Here is a 20,380-nt window from a genome sequence, read left to right on the forward strand (position 1 = left end):
ATGCATTTGTAAAAAAAGCAGTCAAGTTAAGATGACTGCTCTTCTTCATAAGCTTCAATTATTTTTGCGACAAGCGGGTGACGGACAACATCGCCTTGTTCCAGGTATTGAAAACTGATATCACCAACTTTTCCCAGAATTTTTTCCGTTACAATTAAACCGGACTCGATACCTTTTGGCAAATCAATTTGGGTTTTATCACCTGTGATAACCATTTTCGAACCAAATCCTAGACGTGTCAAAAACATTTTCATCTGCGCTTTCGTTGTGTTCTGCGCTTCATCCAATATGACAAATGCATCGTCGAGCGTTCGGCCCCTCATATAAGCGAGCGGGGCAATTTCAATCACGCCTCGTTCAATGAGTCGATCCGTCTGTTCCGTCCCCAGCACGTCGTGTAACGCGTCGTAAAGCGGGCGCAGGTATGGGTCAACTTTCTCCTTCAAGTCGCCCGGAAGGAAGCCTAAGCTCTCTCCAGCTTCAACAGCGGGACGTGTTAAAATAATTCGTTTAGCTGAACCCGATTTCATCGCTTGAATGGCCAGTACTACTGCCAAATATGTCTTCCCTGTCCCAGCAGGTCCAATGCAAAACACAAGATCTCGCGTGCGAATGGCATGGACGTACTCTCGTTGCCCAATCGTTTTCGCACGAATCGCTTTGCCTTTACTATTTCTTGCTATTTCTTCGTCATACAATTCTGCAAAGTATTCGATTGTTCCACTTTTCACCATTTCGATAGCTGTCGAAACGTCACGTTGATTAATATTAACACCTTTACGAATTACTTTTAAAAGCTGTTCCAAAAGTGCTCTAGCCGAGTTCTTATTTTCTTCCTCTCCACTGAGCGCAATCGTCTCGCCTCTTGTTAAAATTGACACCTGTAACGCTTCTTCGATTAATTTCATATTCTGGTCGGAAATCCCGAGTAGCATAACCGCTTCATTCGGGTCCTCGACATGAAGTTGAATCAATTGTTCGTCCATTCGTCTCATTCTCCTTGGGAAATCGGTCTTTTTACTGCGATATTGTCATTGATAAGAAATAATATGGTCCCATTAACTTTATCATTATCGAATGACACGTGCAAAACTTTCTCGTCTTGAATAATCGCTTTTGATAAAGATTCCGACAATAACTTGTTTTTTAACAGCGGAATGAGAACAGTTTCCTCCATTCCTTCCATTAATTCTAACTGCCCAGTCTCTTCTTGTACATGACGCTCCGTCTGGATAAAAGATTTTGGTGTCCACTTTTCCTCTTGGGACTGCCAAGGAAGATTGAAGGAAAACTCCACCGTTTCCTCCCCTTGCAAACGATAACCAATGACTTTAGGCAGACTAAAGGAATATTCGACCCAATAATCTGCATAAACCGCTCCATCCGCACCGACAACTGTTGTTTTATCGCCTTGTACTAGGACCCCCGTCGCAAGCACGTCCCCCTTTTTAACGGTCTGATGTACGTGGCTGACCCGCTCCCCCTTTTTTAATTCAAAGTGGGTAATAACGCCTCCTGTACGTGCAATCAAGTCGGATGGAGGTCCTGCCACTTCCTCTTCTTGCGTTGCAAGAGGCGATAACATTGGAATAACGGTAAGTGTCGTTCCAACTCGGCTAAATCGAACCCATGACAACGCGGGGTCGTCGAGCATAAGTGCCCGGCGAATTTCACCTTCATCCGGGATTAGGGCAAGTGGCCTTAACGGAACAATGGAGGCTTTTTCAAGTTTCCCATCAATCCTTTCTACAACTTCAGGTCTATCCGATTCGACCTCCACAGTCCACAAAAATAAGGAAGCGACAAATGGAATGATACAGGCAATCACGAAAAAATTAGAAGTGAAAATCCCTTTTGCGCCTGATTCAATCCCTGCAACCGACATGTTGACCTTTAATCGATAGCGCCTTCGATTGCTTCGAATAACCTTCAATCCGTGACGATCTGTTCGAAAGCGAGCCACACCGTCTACAACTGATAATGATAAAACCTTCACCTTTAATGCAACAAGCTTTGTGAGGAATCCAGCAAGGTCACCATCACCTGAAACCTTGATATCATAACGCTTATGCACCACGCGTTCCCCCATTGTCTTGTTCTGTTGTCACTCGCATTGCTGTGATGGTAGTGAAAGAAAATACCGCCATTTCCTCGGACAATGTCTCGACAATCAAATCCTCGCCTGACGCCTCAATCATGTAATCACCGCTCTTGAGCATTGCAAAATCGGGGCCAAGCTTGAGCAATGTGTATGGACCATTGATGCGTAATGAAGAAAACTCTTCAATTGTTACCGATGAACCTGTATTAAATAATTTTCTCAAAATAAAACCCCCTATCCATATCGTATGAAATGAACTGGGGGTCAATGATTATCGTTTTGATTTTGGTGGACCAAAAATTTCAGAGAATATAATTCCCTTAATAAGATCCTGCTCATTCTTAGGCAGTAAATCACGAGCTTCCACAGTAGACGCCATTTGATATTGAGCGCCATGCGCAGAAAGACGTCCGCTATGTCTTCCGCGATCCCTTGAGCTGTCAGAACGTTCTTTTCGCTCAACTCCTGCACGTGGTGCAGTGGAACGTGCAGGTATGGTTGGCGCAGATACAACTGGAGCCGGCATAGGCGCTACAACGACTGGCCGGGACACCGGCGGCTGTTGCAATTGCCGACTAGGTGGTTCGACATCCGTACGTTGCATTTCCTTCTGCAACTCGCGATACAAGTCTTTCGACATTTCTTTTAATTTACTTTGCGGACTGTCTGGATTATTCCCGGTTGCTGTAAACGGCTTTGACTGGCCTTTTGCCGGGTTCTCTTTTCCTTTTTTAAAAAGAGATGAGACAATCGCCATAATGACAATAATAATTATCGATTCCATTCGTGCATCCCCCTTCCAGGAAATGGCTCATTATCAATTACGCCTTGGCGTAATTGTGTCCGGATTTTTTTCGAGCTCGCTCGAAAAGCAACCCTAAAAAATCCGTGACATCCGCCGGAGGCATTTATCCTTGTTCAGCGGGAGTTTGACCACCTGCTGAACATGGATAAATTAGTTCTTTTTAATTTCTGGGTCGCTATTATTGCCACCAAAGCCACTGATGGAATCACGCATCCCTGTATCGGCTTGAATATTTTTATAGTTCATATAATCCATAACGCCGATATTACCTGTGCGGAGTGCTTCTGCCATGGCAAGTGGTACTTCCGCTTCAGCAAGAACAACTTTCGCACGCATTTCTTCTACTTTCGCTTTCATTTCCTGCTCATTGGCAACGGCCATCGCACGACGTTCTTCCGCTTTTGCCTGCGCAATGTTTTTATCAGCCATTGCTTGTTCAGTTTGAAGTTCTGCACCGATATTTTTACCGATATCAACATCCGCGATATCAATGGATAGAATTTCGAATGCCGTTCCAGAGTCAAGACCTTTTGCCAAAACAGTTTGAGAAATCATATCTGGATTTTCCAATACTTTTGCATGGTCAATCGATGAACCGATTGTGGAGATAATCCCTTCACCAACACGGGCAACGATTGTTTCTTCTCCAGCACCCCCAACAAGGCGGTCGATGTTAGCACGTACTGTAATACGCGCTTTTGCTTTTACTTCGATCCCGTTCATTGCCACACCTGCGATAAATGGTGTTTCGATTACTTTCGGGTTTACGGACATTTGAACAGCTTCTAGTACGTCACGACCTGCTAGGTCAATAGCAGCACAACGTTCAAAAGTTAATTCGATATTGGCACGATGTGCAGCGATTAGAGCGTTGACAACGCGGTCAACGTTCCCTCCTGCAAGATAGTGACTTTCAAGCTGATTAATCGATACATCGAGTCCTGCCTTATGCGCTTTAATAAGCGGGTTAACAATACGACTCGGAATTACCCGACGAAGACGCATCCCAATTAGTGTAAAAATACTTACGCGTACACCTGCTGCCATGGCAGAAATCCATAGCGTGACAGGGACTAGTGTGAAAAATACAGATAAGATGATTATTGCAATAACGACGATTGCAACGATTCCTATTACTCCTGCTGAACCTGCGAGTGCTGACATTATTCATTCTCCCCTTTCTCTACTGATTCCCTGACTACAATCCGGGAACCTTCAACCTTAACAATACTAACACTTTTTCCTCTTTCGATGTAGCTTCCTTCAGAAACAACATCGATTCTTTCTCCATCCAGCTCAATAGTGCCGGCTGGTCGAAGCGGTGTGGACGTTTTAGCAATGCGTCCGAGTAATTCTACTCTGTTGACATTTGACACATACCCTAATTCTGTATCTGTCGAATCCATCAAGACAACTTTGTTGAGCAAATGCAATTTTTTACCAAAAAACTTCATAATAATCACCATCCCTGTGACAGCAATAGCAATCGCGATAAGGACAGAAATCGCCATATACATCGGATTGCCGCCCGCCATAATGATACTACCAATAATCGCGAGCGAACCAATGGCTCCTGCTATGCCATGCGGCAAGAATATTTCCGCACCGACGAGAATAGCCCCTATGATAAACAAAATAATTGTTTCATAGCCCGCAAGCCCAGCTACTAAATGCCCGTAGAAAAACAAGATGAACGCGATAATAGCCATCGTTCCTGGCACACCAAATCCTGGCGAATACAATTCCAATACAAGCCCAAGTCCTGCGATTGATAACAGGATTGGTACAACGATTGGATGGGTAATAATACGCGCAAGACTTTCCGCAAAGGTTTCATTGGTTGAAATGATTTCCGCATTTTCATAGCCGGTCACTTGAAGCAACTCTTTGAAAGAAGCTACTGTTCCTTCACTATAACCGACTTCTAATGCATCTGAAGCAGTCAGTGTAAGCAATTGTCCAACACCTGCACGATATTCAGGAATATCAACCGAACTATCTGCCATAGCATCTGCATATTTCGGATCGCGTTTATGGTCCGACGACTCCGCAGCACTTATCATGTCTGCACGCCATGAGGTATGTGCCTTATCTGATGCTGCATTGCCCGCTGAGTCAATGACTTGCGCGGCACCCATTGTGGCATTCCTCGACATATAAATGTCATCCGCATGGAGTGCGATAAATGCACCCGCTGATATGGCTTTGTCATTGATATAAGCGATTACACGCAAGTCTGTCTCATCCATCAGCTTGGCAATTTTCCAAGCCGCATCTGTAAAACCTCCTGGTGTATTAATCTCCAAGATAATGGCATCTGCCCCTGCATGTTCAGCCTCCGAAAACGAGCGTTGCAGAAATGCATACAATCCCTTTTCAACTTCATTTTCAATCGGAACTTTATAGACTTTTTGAGTTGCCGCACCCGTGTTGGTGAGCGGAAATGCAAGCGTCGAGATAACTAAAATGAACAGAAGCACGCTTCCTATCATTTTACGCATTGTAGTTTCACCTCTCTCTATCATCTATTATATATCTATATACGAGCGAAAAGCTTGGAAGTTTCATTTTTGTTTTAGAAATTTTGTCGTAACAACAAATAAACCGGAAAATCACTAAGGATTTTCCGGTTTACCAAATTTTAGATTCATTACAAGATTGAATTCATGGCAACAGGAAATTAGAACTTACGTTTCCTTGCAGCTTCAGATTTCTTTTTACGTTTTACGCTTGGTTTCTCATAGAACTCGCGCTTTCTTACCTCTTGTATTGTTCCACTTTTGGATACAGTACGTTTGAAGCGGCGAAGAGCATCTTCAAGCGATTCGTTTTTACGAACAACAGTTTTCGACATATCTCTTGTCCCTCCCTCCAAACACACTTTGTACATAACCAAGTGCCATGTACTCAAGAATTATACCGCATAATTAAAAATTGGTCAATATAAAATTAAAAATTAATAATCTGATTTAGATTCAAGTCCCTGCATAATTTGAACACCCGAGCTGGCACCAATTCGTGTAGCACCTGCATCGATCATTTTTTTCATGTCTTCAAAACTGCGGACGCCACCTGATGCTTTAACACCCGTTTCAGGTCCAACAACTGCTCTCATTAATTTAATATCTTCTTCTGTCGCACCACCAGTTGAAAAGCCTGTTGATGTTTTCACGAAATCAGCACCTGCAAGGATTGATAGTTCACATGCTTTTCTTTTTTCATGATCAGATAGCAAAGCTGTTTCGATAATGACTTTGACAATAGCTTTCCCTTTCGCAGCATTCACGACAGCTTCAATATCTTGTTTGACATATTCATCATCGCCACCGCGAAGCGCCCCGATATTAATAACCATATCGATTTCACCTGCGCCGTTTTCAATCGCATTGACAGTTTCAAATGCTTTCACCTCAGAAGTCGATGCCCCGAGTGGGAAGCCAATCACTGTACATACTTTAACTGGTGAACCTTCTAATGCAGCCGCTGCTGTTGTCACCCAAGTTGGATTGACACAAACTGATGCAAATTCGTATTGACGTGCTTCTTGACAAAGCTCCATGATTTCAGCTTTCTTCGCGTCAGCTTTCAGTAATGTATGATCGATATAAGTTGCAAACTTCGTATTCAAATGAATTCCTCCTTTAAGATGTCCGTACTTCTTTACATCATATCAACAATCGTTTGTTTCTGCACGAAAAAAGCCATTCTACCGTTAAAGGTGAGAATGACTTTTTTATTATCTTCAAAATCTGTGACATCCGTCGGAGACTTTAACTTGATTCAGCAGGGGTTTGAACCCCAACTGAATTAAATGCATATCTACCATTCATCCCGTCACTTATAGCAATGGGCGACTTCTACTGATGCAAATTAAGCATGGACTTGTTCGTCTTCAACAACACGAACAAATTGAGCTTCATTGTAGGGATAGCCAGGCTTTGTAATTTTCACCCGGACAATTTTACCAACCATCGATTCATCGGCTGGGAAGACCACTTTCAAATAATTATCTGTGTAGCCTTCATAAAGGCCACTATTCGGATCCAATTTATAAGTTGCTTCTGGGATGACTTCAAGCACTTCATCTTCAAAAGTGGAGGCGTATTCTTTCGCAAGCTGATCGTTCAGTTCAATCAAGCGATGAACGCGTTCATTTTTTACGTCTTCATCCACTTGGTCTTCCATTCTTGCAGCAGGCGTACCCGTCCGCTTTGAATATGGGAAAACATGCAGTTCGGAAAAACGATGTTCTCGGATGAAGTTATACGTGTCCATAAATTCCTCTTCTGTCTCACCAGGGAAACCAACAATGACATCTGAAGTGATAGCAAGATGTGGCAATGCCTCACGAAGTCTGTCTAAGCGCTCCGCAAAAAATTCCATCGTATACTTGCGACGCATCCGTTTCAATACTGTATTAGACCCCGATTGAATCGGGATATGAAGATGGCGAACAACAATATTAGAATTTCTCAAGACGTCAATCACTTCATCCGTTATTTGACTCGCTTCAATTGAACTAATCCGTAGTCGCTTTAATCCCGTTACTTGCGATTCAAGATCACGCAGTAAACGCGCAAGATTATAGTCTTTCAAATCTTCCCCGTAACCACCTGTATGAATACCTGTCAATACAAGCTCTAAATAGCCAGCGTCCACCAGCTGTTGCGCTTGACGAATCACTTCTTGTGGATCACGCGAACGCATTAACCCACGCGCCCAAGGAATGATGCAAAATGTACAGAAGTTATTACAACCTTCTTGGATTTTAAGAGACGCACGTGTACGGTCTGTAAAGGCAGGTACATCAAGCTCTTCGTAGACTCTGTTTTTCATAATGTTACGAACTGCATTGATCGGTTGACGTTCTGTTCGATATTCATCAATCAAACCAAGTAACTTATGACGATCCTGTGTACCGACAACAATGTCAACGCCTGGGATTGCCATGATTTCTGCCGGAGAAGTTTGTGCATAACAACCCGTTACACAAATAACCGCATCTGGATTCGTTCGAATCGCACGACGTATTACTTGTCGACTCTTTTTATCACCCGTATTGGTGACTGTGCATGTATTGATGACATAGACGTCGGAATTCTTATCAAAATCTTCGCGATCATAACCAGCATCTTTAAAAAGTTGCCAAATCGCCTCAGTTTCATAATGATTCACTTTGCAGCCGAGGGTATGGAAACTAACGGTTTTTAAACGCTCGTTACTCATAAAATATTTCATCCTTTCATTACAATCATTATCAAAATTAACTTTGGTTAAATAAAATGTCAACGTGTTTTATGATAGCATAAATAAGCATGATGAGCCTATCTTTTTAGCCTCGTCATGATTAGAGTGGCGGTAATGGTGAAATTTATGGCATCATAAGGACCAATGAAGAATTGAAGTGCATGAACAAAGAGCGTCAGATAATATCCCCTGACCTGCTAGATTAAAACGCAAAAACCACTTAAAATGGTCATTTTAAGTGGTTTTTGCCCAAGCTCATTTATTCAAATTCGTAAGACATTGCGGACAATAGATACAACGGAGCTGTTTCCGTTCTTAAAATACGCGGACCTAATGCAATCGGCAAAAAGCCAGCGGAGCGTAGTGCCTCCGCTTCGTTTCTTGATAAACCGCCTTCTGGTCCAAAAACAGTTAAAACCGTTTGACCTGGCCTTACATTTTTAAGTCGCTCAGCCATCCGATTAGGATTCCCGCTTTTGGCATCTTCTTCATCTGCAAAAAGAAGAACGTCATAGTTTGTCGATTGGGCGATTAATTGTTTAAAGGAGAAAGGTGTTGCTACCTCTGGGATAATCGTCCGATGACATTGCTCCGCAGCTTCTTTTGCGATTTTACGCAGTCTCTCGACTTTTTTGTCGCCTTTTTTTGCGTCCCATTTAACTATCGAGCGCTCGGCTTCGAATGGCAGTATACCTGCCATGCCGAGTTCAGTCCCTTTTTGGACAATCAAATCCAGCTTATCACCTTTTGGCAAGCCACAGACAATCGTTACACGGACAGGCATTTCGTTCATTTTCAAAGAATCTGCTTGGCGCTTGACGACAACTCCATCCGCCAAAAGTTCGGTAATCGTAGAAACGTATGCTTCTCCGCCCGATACAGCAATCACATTGTCCCCCACAGTCATTCGCATGACACGGACAATATGCTTACCATCCTCGCCCGTAATGTTTGCGAGCTGTTGATCATCAAATTCAGATTGTAAAAAGTAGCGTTGCAAACCTTACACGCCCCTTTTTTGAGCGACAATAGCTACCCAATCTTCCATTAAAACAGATTCAACGATGTCAAATCCTTTTTCGATTAAATCATCCTTCACAAGGTCTCGCTTCTGCCCAATAATTCCCGAAACGATGAACAATCCATCTTGCGGTAAAATGGCATAAGCATCTTGCGAAAAGGTCATAATCACTTCTGCAAGGATATTTGCAACAATAATATCGGCCGGCTCTTTGACTGAGTCCAATAGATTACCATGTGTCACTGTAATTTTTTTATCTACTTTGTTCAACACGATATTTTCTTTTGCAGCAACAACCGCCACATCATCCAAGTCCAACGCATGAATATGAGATGCTCCTAGTAATGCAGCGCCAATGGACAATACACCTGACCCTGTACCGACATCAACTACGGTATGACCAGGTTGGACGTACTTTTCAAGTGCTTGTAAACACATCACTGTTGTTGGATGAGTTCCCGTACCAAATGCCATACCTGGATCCAGCTCAATGATTAATTCATCAGACTCAACGGGCTCGTATTCCTCCCATGTAGGAACAATCGTAAAACGGCCAGAAATTTTAACAGGATGGTAGTATTGCTTCCAAGCAGTTGCCCAATCTTCCTCATCAATTTCATTCGTTTGAATAGCGTTTTTCCCGATATCTAATCCAAACTCTTTCAAACCTTCAATCGCCTGGCTAATATCCTTCATCGTTTCAATTAAAAAACTATTGACAGGTAAATAGGCTTTCACGATGACACCGTCGACAGGGAAATCATTTTTGTCGAGTGCATAAATTTCCCCGTAACGATCTTCATGAATTCTATCTGGCTCTACCGAATCTTCAATCACAACGCCACTAGCCCCTGCTTCGTGCAAAATATTTGCTATTGCTTCAGTTGCCTCGTGTGTCGTATGGATGGCAATTTCTGACCATTTCAAATGACTTCATCCCTTTCAGTCGCCTTTGATTGTGCGCTTGATTTTATCAAACAAAGAACTTGAATACTCTTCTGGTGTATTGCCGCTAATCGCTGCAAATTCACGCATCAATTCTTTTTGTTTTTCTGTCATTTTTTTCGGTGTTACAACTTTAACAACAACATGCTGATCGCCGATACCACGGCCATGAACGTTTTTAACACCTTTGCCTTTCAAACGGAAACGTGTGCCTGTTTGTGTACCTGCTGGGATTTTCAAGTTAACATTGCCTTGTACAGTTGGCACTTCAATTTCATCACCAAGTGCAGCTTGTGGATAAGATAAGCTTAGTTCTAAGTAAATATCGTCATCTTCACGGATGAATTTTTCATGTGACTTCACACGGAATACGATGTATAAATCACCCGCCGGACCGCCTTTATGACCAGGTTCACCCTGCCCCGTTACACGTAGCTGTTGGCCATCATCGACACCTTCTGGAATCGTAACTTTGATTTTTTTCCTTTTTGTTACTTTGCCCGCACCATGACATGTTGTACATTTTTCCGGAATAATTTTACCTGTTCCCTGACAATGTGGACATGCCCTACGATTGACCATCTGACCGAGTGGCGTGTTTTGCGTGACGCTAATTTGGCCAGAACCACCACAGTGGTTACATGTTTTAGGCGAAGTGCCTTTTTTAGCACCAGATCCATCACAAGTATCACAAGATTCTTCTTTCGGTATTTCAATTTCCGTTTCTTTCCCAAAAACAGCCTCCATGAAATCAATCGTCATAGAATACTGCAAATCATCGCCTTTTCTAGGCGCATTGGGATCACGTCGACGAGAATTACCACCGAAAAATGTACTGAATATGTCTTCAAAGCCGAAGCCATCAGCACCGCCGCCACCGAAGCCACCGAATCCTTGGTTGGGATCAGCGTGACCAAATTGGTCATAATTCGCTTTCTTCGTGTCATCACTTAATACTTCAAAAGCTTCTGTTGCTTCTTTAAATTTCTCTTCCGCATCAGCTGCTTTGTTTAAATCAGGGTGATACTTTTTGGAAAGCCCTCTGTATGCTTTTCTAATTTCGTCTTTTGACGCCGATTTCGATATACCTAGCACGTCATAATAATCTCGTTTACTCATTTTCCACACTCCCGAAATACTTTTGCCTATCCTCTACTATACCACTACGCACGGACAATCAAAACGAAAAAGCCAAAGCCGGAATATCGGACTTTGACTTTTCCGTCAACAACTCTGATTTATTTTTTATCTTCGTCGATAATTTCTTCAAAATCAGCATCGACTATGCCATCATCCTGTGGCCCGCCAGCTTGTTCAGCTTCTCCAGCATTTTCTGCTGCAGCTTGCTCATATAGTTTCATCGTCATTTGTTGAACGATTTCTTCTAATTTTTCTTTCTTCGTACGGATATCGTCGAAGTTAGCTGCTTCAAGTGCCGCCTTCAATTCGTCTTTCGCTTCTTCAACATTTTTGACTTCTTCTTCGGAAACTTTACCGTCAAGGTCTTTTAATGTTTTTTCAGCCATGAAGACTAGTTGGTCTGCTTCATTTTTCAAGTCAGCTTCTTCTTTACGCTTTTGGTCCGCTTCAGCATTTGCTTCCGCGTCTTTTACCATGCGTTCGATTTCATCGTCAGATAGACCTGAGCTCGCTTGGATTGTAATGTCTTGCTCTTTTTGCGTACCAAGATCTTTCGCTTTAACTGTTACGATACCGTTTTTATCGATATCAAATGTTACTTCAATTTGTGGAACGCCACGTGGTGCTGGTGGAATGTCCGTCAATTGGAAGCGACCAAGTGTTTTATTGTCAGCTGACATTGGGCGTTCCCCTTGTAGTACGTGGATATCTACTGCCGGCTGGTTATCCGCCGCTGTTGAGAATACTTGCGATTTACTTGTTGGAATTGTTGTATTCCGTTCGATCAATTTTGTAAATACGTTACCCATTGTTTCAATACCTAATGACAATGGAGTTACGTCAAGAAGAACAACGTCTGTAACGTCACCACTCAAGATTGAACCTTGAACAGCTGCGCCCATTGCAACGACTTCGTCTGGGTTTACACCTTTATAAGGTTCTTTACCCGTTTCTTTTTGAATCGCTTCTTGAACAGCAGGGATACGTGTTGATCCACCAACAAGAATAACGCGGTCGATTTGTGATGCAGAAAGAGCAGCATCTTTCATCGCTTGACGTGTTGGTACCATTGAACGTTCTACAAGATGTGCAGTCAATTCGTCAAATTTCGCACGAGACAATGTCACTTCAAGGTGAAGTGGACCAGCTTCTCCAGCCGTGATGAATGGTAGTGAAATTTGTGCAGACGTTACACCTGACAAGTCTTTTTTCGCTTTTTCAGCGCCATCTTTCAAACGTTGCATCGCCATTTTATCTTTAGATAAATCGATGCCGTTTTCTTTACGGAATTGCTCTACAAGGTATTCAATGATAACGTCATCGAAATCATCTCCACCAAGTTTGTTGTCTCCTGCAGTTGAAAGAACTTGGAATACGCCGTCACCTAACTCAAGGATAGATACATCAAATGTACCACCACCAAGGTCATAGACAAGAATCGTTTGGTCTTCATCTGTTTTATCAAGACCATAAGCAAGTGCTGCTGCAGTTGGCTCGTTAATGATACGTTCTACTTCAAGACCAGCGATTTTACCTGCGTCTTGTGTTGCTTGACGCTGTGCATCACTGAAGTAAGCTGGAACTGTAATAACTGCTTTTGTTACAGGCTCGCCAAGATATTCTTCCGCGTAGCCTTTCATGTATTGAAGAATCATTGCAGAAACTTCTTGTGGTGTATATTCTTTATCGTCCACTTTTACTTTATAGTCTGAACCCATATGACGTTTAACAGACATGATTGTGTTTGGGTTTGTAATCGATTGACGCTTCGCTACTTCCCCAACTTGTCTTTCACCGTTTTTGAACGCGACAACAGATGGCGTTGTGCGGTTACCTTCTGGATTTGGAATAACTTTTGGCTCTCCGCCTTCATACACTGACACTACTGAGTTTGTTGTTCCTAAGTCAATACCAATAATTTTGCTCATAATCAAATTCCTCCTAAAAATATTGCTACTATTATTTATTTATTCGTTCACTTTAACCATAGAAGGTCGAAGGACACGATCTTTCAACAAATACCCTTTTTGCATTTCTTCAAGAATGATTCCTGAAGGTTTTGTATCATCTACACCTGTCATAATGGCTTGATGGAAATTCGGATCGAACTCCTGGTCAAGCGCCTCAATTTCAACAAGACCTTCTGTTTCAAGTGCGGTGACAAGGGTACGATAAATCATATCCATGCCTGTCATAATCGACTGAACTTCTTCAGTCTTTGCCTCAACAGAAAGTGCGCGCGCAAAATTATCCAGCACAGGAAGTAGATTCGTCACGACATTTTGTGCACGATATTTTTGCAACGCTTCTTGGTCAAGTGACGCCCGTCTTTTAAAGTTATCGTAATCAGCAAGCAACCGAAGTCGCTTATTCTCTTCTTCTTGCAGCTGTGCAGTGAGTTCTGCAATAACACTGTCTACGCTGTTTTCAACTTCGCTAACTTCTTCAACGATGTTGTCTTCGCCCACAGCTTCTGTTTCCTCTACTGCTAAGTCATCTTCTACAAATTCATTTTTAACTTCTGTCAATGTTCGTTCCCTCCTGCTGTTCCCCCACCGATTGTCAGCCTCGCTAGCTCCCTAGACAAATCATTGCTCATGAGATCGAGCAATGTGATGACTCTCGCATAGTCCATTCGTTTAGGTCCAATGATGGCAATTGACCCCGTCATATTGTCCCCAGCCGAATAGGTTGCTGTAATCACGCTGTAATCTTCCATCGCATTATGATTATTTTCAGAACCAATGCGCACATGAATCCCTGCTAGGCCTTCTTGGAAGAACTTCATGGCCGGGGCTCCTTTATCCATCATTTCGAAAAATGTCTTCATCTTCTCGATGTCATTAAACTCAGGTTGCTTCATCATATTCATTTTACCACCAAAATACAGGCGTTCTTCCGGTTCAATAGAAATTGCCCGTTGAAACGAGGAATACAAGTCACCCGTATGATGAATATGGCGCTCCAACACCGTTTTCGTTTCCTGCACTAGCATCCTTTGAAGATGTGCGAGCGGCGTACCGACAAGTCGCTCATTCAGGATATTGACCATTTTTTCAATATCAGATGCCGTAAAGCCTTCCGGTACTGTAAACAGCCTGTTTTCCACACGTCCATTGTCCATAACAATGATGGCCACAGCCGTCTTTTCATCTAATGGAACGATTGAAAAACGTTTTACTGTATGCAACGATGTATCAGGCCCGAGAAGAATCGACGTGTAATTCGTCAAATCGGAAAGAATTGTTGCCGATTTGCGGATTAACTCCTCCGTCTCGACAATTTTATCTCGAAAAATGGAGCGCAATTGAATGCTGTCTTCAGTTTTCAATTTTTCTGGTGTCAATAGGTGGTCGACATAAAATCGGTATCCTTTTTCGGATGGTATTCTGCCGGATGAAGTATGGGTTTTTTCAAGATAGCCCATCTCTTCCAAATCAGCCATTTCATTGCGAATAGTCGCAGGACTAAACGGAGCTTCCGGCTTTTTGGATAGCTGCCTCGATCCGACAGGTTGTGCGGATTCGATGAAATCGTCAACCGTCAGTTGCAATATTAGCAATTGTCTGTTCGTCAACATCATCATCACTCCTGTTAGCACTCTATAACTTCGAGTGCTAATACTACTGATAATTTAACAAATCCAGCTCGAAGTGTCAATGAATTGACTCTTTATCACGTAAGAAATTGCTGGAATACGTCATTTCCTCTATAAACACCACGGTGCGTTAGCTTAACCGCATCATCCAATTGCTCGACAAGTCCATCTGCCATAAGCGATTGCAAGGTTTCGCCGTAAACCTCTTCAAGTGATTTGCCAAACTTTTGTTGAAATAAAGAAACGGATACACCATTAGATTTACGGAGTCCAAGGAACATTTCCTCTTCCATCGCTTCCGTCGCTGTGACAATATGTGTCTGCTGTACAGGTCTTTCCCTCGCCGCCGTCTTGTCCATATATTTCGTAAGTGGTCCAATGTTTGAGTAGCGAATGCCATCTATATAACCGTGCGCACCAGCTCCAACACCTGCATAACCGTCATTTTCCCAGTAGATAAGATTATGAATTGATTCATGACCGGGAATCGCAAAATTGCTAATTTCATAACGCATCCTACCTTGCTTCTCCATTTGCTCCATGAGCATTGAAAACATTTCCGTTTCAATATCCTCACCAGGTAGCGGCAATTTTCCTTTATTCATTAAATTGTAAAAGACGGTTTTGGGTTCGACAATGAGCGAGTACCCCGAGTAATGAGGCAACTCAAGTGCAGCCGCCTGATTGAGCGTATCTTGCCATTGCTTAATCGTCTGATTCGGCAAGCCGTAAATCAAGTCAATACTAATATTATCGAAGCCTACCTTGCGCGCATCTCCAATAACACGTGTAGCATCGTCTGAACCGTGCGTTCTCCCAATTCGCTTTAACAAATCTGCGTCAAAAGATTGAACACCAATGCTTAGCCTGTCTACACCGCCATTTTTCAGCACAGTTAACTTGCCATACGTGAGCTCATCCGGATTCGCTTCCGTAGAAAACTCTTTTAACGCACTAACATCGACATAGTCATGAATAATTGCCAGCAATCGATCCAATTGCTGCTCAGATAGCGATGTCGGGGTTCCCCCACCTAAAAAGACCGTCTCCAGTTTTTCAAATGAAATCCCTTGTTGGCGCATAATCGACAACTCCGACCCAATGGATTCAATATACGCATCCACAGGCTGATTTTTGAAAAACACTTTATTGAAATCACAGTAGTGACAAATCTGATGGCAAAACGGGATGTGAATATACATACCTCTCATTATTGTTATCTCCTTCTCTTAACGGCAAAAAGAGGGCTTGGATGCCCTCTTTTTGTTTTATCTTGTATTGATGTCTTTTTTCAAAACCAATAGAAGTAATATAGAATATCATACAGCATTAAGGTGTATCGTACAAATGTTGAAACACGCTATTTCTCCCAAAGCTCAACCAGTCGACCTTCAGGATCTTTAATCCAAACAAACTTTCCATATTCATTAATCTCTTTTTCCTTAATAAGAGGTACACCAATATGTTCAAGATGCATAATAACCTCATTTAGATCATGTACTTGGAAATTTAACATCACTTGTTGTTCCGTCGGAAAATAATTATCATTTTCGGCGAAGAAAGAAAAAATGGTCTCATTTCCTAATTGGGATTTAATAATAGTCCCATTCCAATTGTCTATTTCAATCTTCAACACTTCGCTGTACCATTTTTTTTTACAACATCAATATTTTTTGTTCTCCAAAATATTCCTCCGAACCCTTTTATCATCGTGCCTACCTCCTGCATGTCTTTAAATTTTTTAGATTTCCGATTTAATGTTAAACACTTCTTGCTTCAACACCGCGAGTGTCCAGCATTCAGCCCTGCGGCATTTTACTTGTATCCATATACAACACGTTCCAACGATGTCCATCCGGGTCAGCAAAAAGGCAACCGTACATCCATCCACCCTGTTCCTCCGGCTTCCTTAATACAGTGCCGCCATTACCTTCAACTTTTAATACAATTTCGTCCACTTCATCTCTAGAATTCGCTCCCAAAGAAAACAACACTTCCGTCCCCTGTTGCGAATCCACAATCGCATTTTTCGTAAAACTACTGAACCGGGATTCAGGAAAAAGCATCAAAACGATCTGATTGTCGCCGACGAAAAAACTGCATGAGCCATCTTGCCCGACATACTGTTCATTCAATCGAAAACCGAGCTGGAGATAAAATTCTTTCGACCGTTCCGGTTCTCGAACTGGCAGGTTCAACCATAAATCTCTCGCCAAATCTAACAACCTCCTTATTTTAAAGATGCTATACTCCTTCAACAGTTGTCAGGATTTTCCTGCATGGTTAAAATAATAAACTTATTCAACTTACTGCTGTTATGTAAGTAATAACGCTCTGCTGATGCGTTCCGGGCCGTTTTTCCAAGGATTATAATAGGCGATTCCCTTAAAGAATACACTTTGTTGCTATATTCTCACGAAACTCTAATCTTCTTCACCTATTTTTTTAATTTTTAATAGTTATTATCAATACATAAGCAAAACAGTTTCGGGAATACTTTAAAGACTAACTACGAAAGGAGATGTTCATTATGCTACAAAATTTCGAGGTAATTACACCATTGTTTGAAGGCCAAGCACACGAACGTTGTCAATTCAAACTAAACATTGAAGGGAACGACTATCGAGGAATTTTCCATAATGATGAAGTTCAATGGTTTCACCCACACCCTCATCATAAAATTGAAACAGAAAAAATTAACTTTGTTGAATCTAATGTTCATAACTTGATGACTAACCATTTAATTCAATGATAATCTTTTTCCTAAAATAACAAAAGGCGACCCGGCTTCAGACCAATTTTTTAGTTTTTTACGTATATATGTTGAAATAAAGAGCGCTACTAATAACGCTTGGGGATGCCTACCGCGATAAGCATGACAGAAAACCACTGTCATGCTTATCATTTGGGCTACCCTAGTATGCGCCTCCGCTTGAAATTATGTATAAATCGTATGTTCCACTTATATTTTTCTTTTATATTGTCCATGACATTACCAAGGTCAAGTCTTTTTAGTGAATCAAATAAAAACTTGTGATCAAACTCCAATGATATCCAATTGAATAAGATCCTCTCCCAAGCACCCCTATGCTGGTTAAATAATTTTTAATCACCAAACGAATGAATCAGACAAAAATTAATTTTCGGCATAAAATGAACTAATTCGTTTTAGGAGGTGGACATTATGGGTAATACAGGTTTTGGTTGCGGACCTGGATATGGACCTTGGTATGGACCTGGATACGGACCTGGATACGGACCTGGGTATGGACCTGGGTATGGACCTAGATGTGGGTCAGGATTCGGATGGGGATTCGCTTTACTTATCGTTCTGTTTATTCTATTAATTATTCTTGGCGCAAGTTTCTTAAATACTGATAGATATGAAGACGGTTGCTAAAACTATCAAGATACCTATGGCAACTGCAATGTAGACTGCTGATTAATTGCAATCAGTGGTCTTTTTCTATTTACTCCCACACTCTGGGCGGATTAATTATTTATATATTAAAAAACACCGCATTCGGCTTATGTAAAATAAGCTGAAATACGGTGCACATTATACAGAATCAATTCACGTTAGCGTGAAAGTAAACGACAGTATCATCACGCCATCCGTTATTGATAATATTACATTGGAAAAATATTGAAATTAATTTCAACTTCCATCCCCTTAGGCATATGCATACCTACAACTATTAATCCTCATCCATCCGCAATACAGCCATAAACGCTTCTTGAGGTACTTCAACAGATCCAACTTGCTTCATCCGTTTTTTACCTTCTTTTTGCTTATCAAGAAGTTTACGTTTACGCGAAATATCTCCGCCGTAACATTTGGCAAGAACGTTTTTACCCATTGACTTGATCGTTGAACGTGCAACGATTTTTTGTCCGATTGCAGCCTGAACCGGCACTTCGAACTGTTGTCTAGGGATTAGTTTTCTTAGCTTTTCAACAATTAGTTTTCCACGTTCATACGAGAAGTCTTTGTGGACGATGAAACTAAAGGCATCGACTTGTTCGCCGTTTAACAGGATGTCCATTTTGACGAGTTTCGATCGCTTGTAGCCGATCAGTTCATAATCCAATGATGCATAGCCTTTTGTACCTGACTTCAATTGGTCAAAGAAGTCATAAACGATTTCTGCCAGTGGCAGTTCGTAAATGATATTAACACGTGTCGCATCGATATAGTCCATTGTGATGAAGTTACCGCGTTTTTGCTGACACAGCTCCATAACAGAACCTACATAATCATTTGGCACCATAATAGATGCTTTCACATATGGTTCTTCTACATAATCGACTTTTTGTGCGTCTGGCATCAACGCCGGGTTATCGACTTTCAGCTCAGTGCCATCAGTCAATACAACATTGTAAATAACACTTGGTGCAGTTGTTATCAGATCAATTTTGAATTCACGTTCGATTCGTTCTTGAATAATTTCCATATGCAGTAAGCCTAGGAAACCACAACGATAACCGAAACCAAGCGCTTGCGAAGTTTCTGCCTCATATTCAAGTGCCGAGTCATTCAATTCCAATTTTTCAAGCGCATCGCGCAGATCATTGTATTTCGATGTATCGATTGGATACAATCCGCAGAATACCATTGGATTCATGCGGCGGTAACCAGCTAATGGTTCGCTTGCTGGATTTTTCACGGTAGTAATCGTATCCCCTACGCGTGTATCGCCAACATTCTTGATGGAAGCAGATAGATAGCCTACATCTCCGACAGTCAGTTCTTCGCGAGGTGAAATTTTAGGCGTAAAGACACCAGTTTCGAGCACTTCGAAATTTTTACCCGTCGCCATCATATGAATCATATCGCCTGGTTTTACCGTGCCTTGCATAATACGGATATTAACAATAACTCCTTTGTAAGGGTCATAATGCGAATCGAAAATTAATGCTTGCAGTGGCGCATCCGGATCTCCCTGGGGAGCAGGAACTTTTTCCACAATTTGTTCTAAAATATCTTCAATACCGATACCAGCCTTAGCTGAAGCTAGAACTGCTTCTGAAGCGTCCAGTCCGATGACATCTTCGACTTCCTGCCTCACACGTTCTGGATCAGCCGCAGGTAAATCGATTTTATTGATAACGGGTAAAATTTCAAGATCGTTATCAAGTGCCAGATAGACGTTTGCCAGTGTTTGCGCTTCAATCCCTTGTGCTGCATCGACAACAAGAATCGCGCCTTCACAAGCTGCTAGACTACGTGACACTTCATATGTAAAGTCGACGTGTCCCGGTGTATCGATCAGGTGGAATGTGTAGTCCTCCCCGTCTCTTGCCGTATACGTCAACTGCACAGCATTCAATTTGATGGTAATACCGCGTTCACGTTCTAAATCCATTGAGTCCAACGTTTGGGTTTTCATTTCCCGAGCTGTTAATGTTTGCGTTTTTTCCAAAATGCGATCGGCCAACGTCGATTTACCGTGGTCAATATGAGCAATAATGGAGAAGTTTCGTATGTTTTTCTGTCGTGCTAATTTCTGTTCAAGATTCATC

The 20,380-nt window shown here is 42.0% G+C and carries 20 protein-coding genes and 1 pseudogene; 2 read left to right on the plus strand and 19 right to left on the minus strand.

Annotated elements, in window-relative coordinates; all coding sequences use genetic code 11:
* Positions 1-26: 26 nt before the first annotated feature.
* The 18 genes and pseudogenes from R2B72_RS04395 to R2B72_RS04480 form a co-directional block, all read right to left on the minus strand.
* Positions 27-986 carry a PhoH family protein gene (locus R2B72_RS04395; protein ID WP_318615069.1) on the minus strand — a complete coding sequence of 320 codons (960 nt, stop codon included), beginning with the start codon at positions 984-986 and terminating at the stop codon, positions 27-29.
* Positions 987-991: 5 nt separating this feature from the next.
* Positions 992-2,074, minus strand: coding sequence for a sporulation protein YqfD (locus R2B72_RS04400; RefSeq protein ID WP_318615070.1), 1,083 nt, complete (start codon positions 2,072-2,074; stop codon positions 992-994).
* A complete protein-coding gene (locus R2B72_RS04405; protein WP_318615071.1) occupies positions 2,067-2,324 on the minus strand; it encodes a hypothetical protein in 258 nt (85 codons plus the stop codon). Before R2B72_RS04405 ends, R2B72_RS04400 begins: the two co-directional genes overlap by 8 nt.
* Before the next feature lie 48 nt (positions 2,325-2,372).
* Positions 2,373-2,885, minus strand: coding sequence for a hypothetical protein (locus R2B72_RS04410; RefSeq protein ID WP_318615072.1), 513 nt, complete (start codon positions 2,883-2,885; stop codon positions 2,373-2,375).
* Between the two features lie 171 nt (positions 2,886-3,056).
* A complete protein-coding gene (floA, locus tag R2B72_RS04415) occupies positions 3,057-4,070 on the minus strand; it encodes a flotillin-like protein FloA (RefSeq protein WP_318615074.1) in 1,014 nt (337 codons plus the stop codon).
* The gene (locus R2B72_RS04420) at positions 4,070-5,407 is read right to left on the minus strand and encodes a nodulation protein NfeD (protein WP_318615076.1); all 1,338 of its coding nucleotides are present in this window, start codon (positions 5,405-5,407) and stop codon (positions 4,070-4,072) included. The genes floA and R2B72_RS04420 overlap by 1 nt, the downstream gene beginning before the upstream one ends.
* Before the next feature lie 179 nt (positions 5,408-5,586).
* Complete coding sequence (gene rpsU / locus R2B72_RS04425) at positions 5,587-5,760, minus strand: 30S ribosomal protein S21 (RefSeq protein ID WP_016426884.1); 174 nt, start codon at positions 5,758-5,760, stop codon at positions 5,587-5,589.
* A gap of 102 nt (positions 5,761-5,862) precedes the next feature.
* Positions 5,863-6,534, minus strand: a complete 672-nt coding sequence (deoC, locus tag R2B72_RS04430) for a deoxyribose-phosphate aldolase (RefSeq protein ID WP_318615078.1) — start codon at positions 6,532-6,534, stop codon at positions 5,863-5,865.
* A 242-nt stretch (positions 6,535-6,776) separates the two neighbouring features.
* Positions 6,777-8,132, minus strand: a complete 1,356-nt coding sequence (mtaB, locus tag R2B72_RS04435; protein WP_318615080.1) for a tRNA (N(6)-L-threonylcarbamoyladenosine(37)-C(2))-methylthiotransferase MtaB — start codon at positions 8,130-8,132, stop codon at positions 6,777-6,779.
* A gap of 280 nt (positions 8,133-8,412) precedes the next feature.
* Positions 8,413-9,153, minus strand: a complete 741-nt coding sequence (locus tag R2B72_RS04440) for a 16S rRNA (uracil(1498)-N(3))-methyltransferase (protein ID WP_318615082.1) — start codon at positions 9,151-9,153, stop codon at positions 8,413-8,415.
* Between the two features lie 3 nt (positions 9,154-9,156).
* Entirely contained in the window at positions 9,157-10,101 is a 945-nt protein-coding gene (prmA, locus tag R2B72_RS04445; RefSeq protein ID WP_318615084.1) for a 50S ribosomal protein L11 methyltransferase, read from the minus strand.
* Positions 10,102-10,116: 15 nt separating this feature from the next.
* Positions 10,117-11,238: a molecular chaperone DnaJ gene (dnaJ, locus tag R2B72_RS04450; protein WP_318615085.1), complete on the minus strand. Its 1,122-nt coding sequence runs from the start codon at positions 11,236-11,238 to the stop codon at positions 10,117-10,119.
* Positions 11,239-11,357: 119 nt separating this feature from the next.
* Positions 11,358-13,187, minus strand: coding sequence for a molecular chaperone DnaK (dnaK, locus tag R2B72_RS04455; RefSeq protein ID WP_318615087.1), 1,830 nt, complete (start codon positions 13,185-13,187; stop codon positions 11,358-11,360).
* A gap of 39 nt (positions 13,188-13,226) precedes the next feature.
* Positions 13,227-13,787 carry a nucleotide exchange factor GrpE gene (grpE, locus tag R2B72_RS04460; protein WP_318615088.1) on the minus strand — a complete coding sequence of 187 codons (561 nt, stop codon included), beginning with the start codon at positions 13,785-13,787 and terminating at the stop codon, positions 13,227-13,229.
* Positions 13,784-14,839 (minus strand): heat-inducible transcriptional repressor HrcA, encoded by a 1,056-nt coding sequence (gene hrcA, locus R2B72_RS04465; RefSeq protein WP_318615090.1) that lies wholly within the window; start codon positions 14,837-14,839, stop codon positions 13,784-13,786. The genes grpE and hrcA overlap by 4 nt, the downstream gene beginning before the upstream one ends.
* Positions 14,840-14,934: 95 nt before the next feature.
* Positions 14,935-16,071, minus strand: coding sequence for a radical SAM family heme chaperone HemW (gene hemW, locus R2B72_RS04470; RefSeq protein ID WP_318615265.1), 1,137 nt, complete (start codon positions 16,069-16,071; stop codon positions 14,935-14,937).
* A 146-nt stretch (positions 16,072-16,217) separates the two neighbouring features.
* Positions 16,218-16,567 (minus strand): annotated as a pseudogene (locus tag R2B72_RS04475) (VOC family protein).
* A gap of 89 nt (positions 16,568-16,656) precedes the next feature.
* On the minus strand, positions 16,657-17,073 hold the full coding sequence (locus R2B72_RS04480) for a VOC family protein (RefSeq protein WP_318615091.1): 417 nt from the start codon (positions 17,071-17,073) through the stop codon (positions 16,657-16,659).
* Between the two features lie 314 nt (positions 17,074-17,387).
* On the opposite strand from R2B72_RS04480, the gene R2B72_RS04485 reads away from it, so the two are divergent.
* Entirely contained in the window at positions 17,388-17,609 is a 222-nt protein-coding gene (locus tag R2B72_RS04485; RefSeq protein WP_318615093.1) for a hypothetical protein, read from the plus strand.
* Between the two features lie 432 nt (positions 17,610-18,041).
* Positions 18,042-18,257: a YjcZ family sporulation protein gene (locus tag R2B72_RS04490; RefSeq protein ID WP_318615094.1), complete on the plus strand. Its 216-nt coding sequence runs from the start codon at positions 18,042-18,044 to the stop codon at positions 18,255-18,257.
* A gap of 298 nt (positions 18,258-18,555) precedes the next feature.
* Here R2B72_RS04490 and lepA read toward each other — a convergent pair whose 3' ends face one another.
* On the minus strand, positions 18,556-20,379 hold the full coding sequence (lepA, locus tag R2B72_RS04495) for a translation elongation factor 4 (protein WP_318615096.1): 1,824 nt from the start codon (positions 20,377-20,379) through the stop codon (positions 18,556-18,558).
* Position 20,380 lies beyond the last annotated feature (1 nt).

The sequence above is a fragment of the Sporosarcina sp. YIM B06819 genome (assembly GCF_033485175.1).
Lineage (GTDB): Bacteria > Bacillota > Bacilli > Bacillales_A > Planococcaceae > Sporosarcina.

Coding starts and splice junctions, on each gene's coding strand:
- R2B72_RS04395 (WP_318615069.1), bottom strand. CDS start 986: ATGGACGAACAATTGATTCAACTTCATGTCGAGGACCCGAATGAAGCG.
- R2B72_RS04410 (WP_318615072.1), bottom strand. CDS start 2,885: ATGGAATCGATAATTATTATTGTCATTATGGCGATTGTCTCATCTCTT.
- floA (WP_318615074.1), bottom strand. CDS start 4,070: ATGTCAGCACTCGCAGGTTCAGCAGGAGTAATAGGAATCGTTGCAATC.
- R2B72_RS04420 (WP_318615076.1), bottom strand. CDS start 5,407: ATGCGTAAAATGATAGGAAGCGTGCTTCTGTTCATTTTAGTTATCTCG.
- rpsU (WP_016426884.1), bottom strand. CDS start 5,760: ATGTCGAAAACTGTTGTTCGTAAAAACGAATCGCTTGAAGATGCTCTT.
- mtaB (WP_318615080.1), bottom strand. CDS start 8,132: ATGAGTAACGAGCGTTTAAAAACCGTTAGTTTCCATACCCTCGGCTGC.
- dnaJ (WP_318615085.1), bottom strand. CDS start 11,238: ATGAGTAAACGAGATTATTATGACGTGCTAGGTATATCGAAATCGGCG.
- dnaK (WP_318615087.1), bottom strand. CDS start 13,187: ATGAGCAAAATTATTGGTATTGACTTAGGAACAACAAACTCAGTAGTG.
- hrcA (WP_318615090.1), bottom strand. CDS start 14,839: ATGTTGACGAACAGACAATTGCTAATATTGCAACTGACGGTTGACGAT.
- R2B72_RS04485 (WP_318615093.1), top strand. CDS start 17,388: ATGCTACAAAATTTCGAGGTAATTACACCATTGTTTGAAGGCCAAGCA.
- R2B72_RS04490 (WP_318615094.1), top strand. CDS start 18,042: ATGGGTAATACAGGTTTTGGTTGCGGACCTGGATATGGACCTTGGTAT.
- lepA (WP_318615096.1), bottom strand. CDS start 20,379: ATGAATCTTGAACAGAAATTAGCACGACAGAAAAACATACGAAACTTC.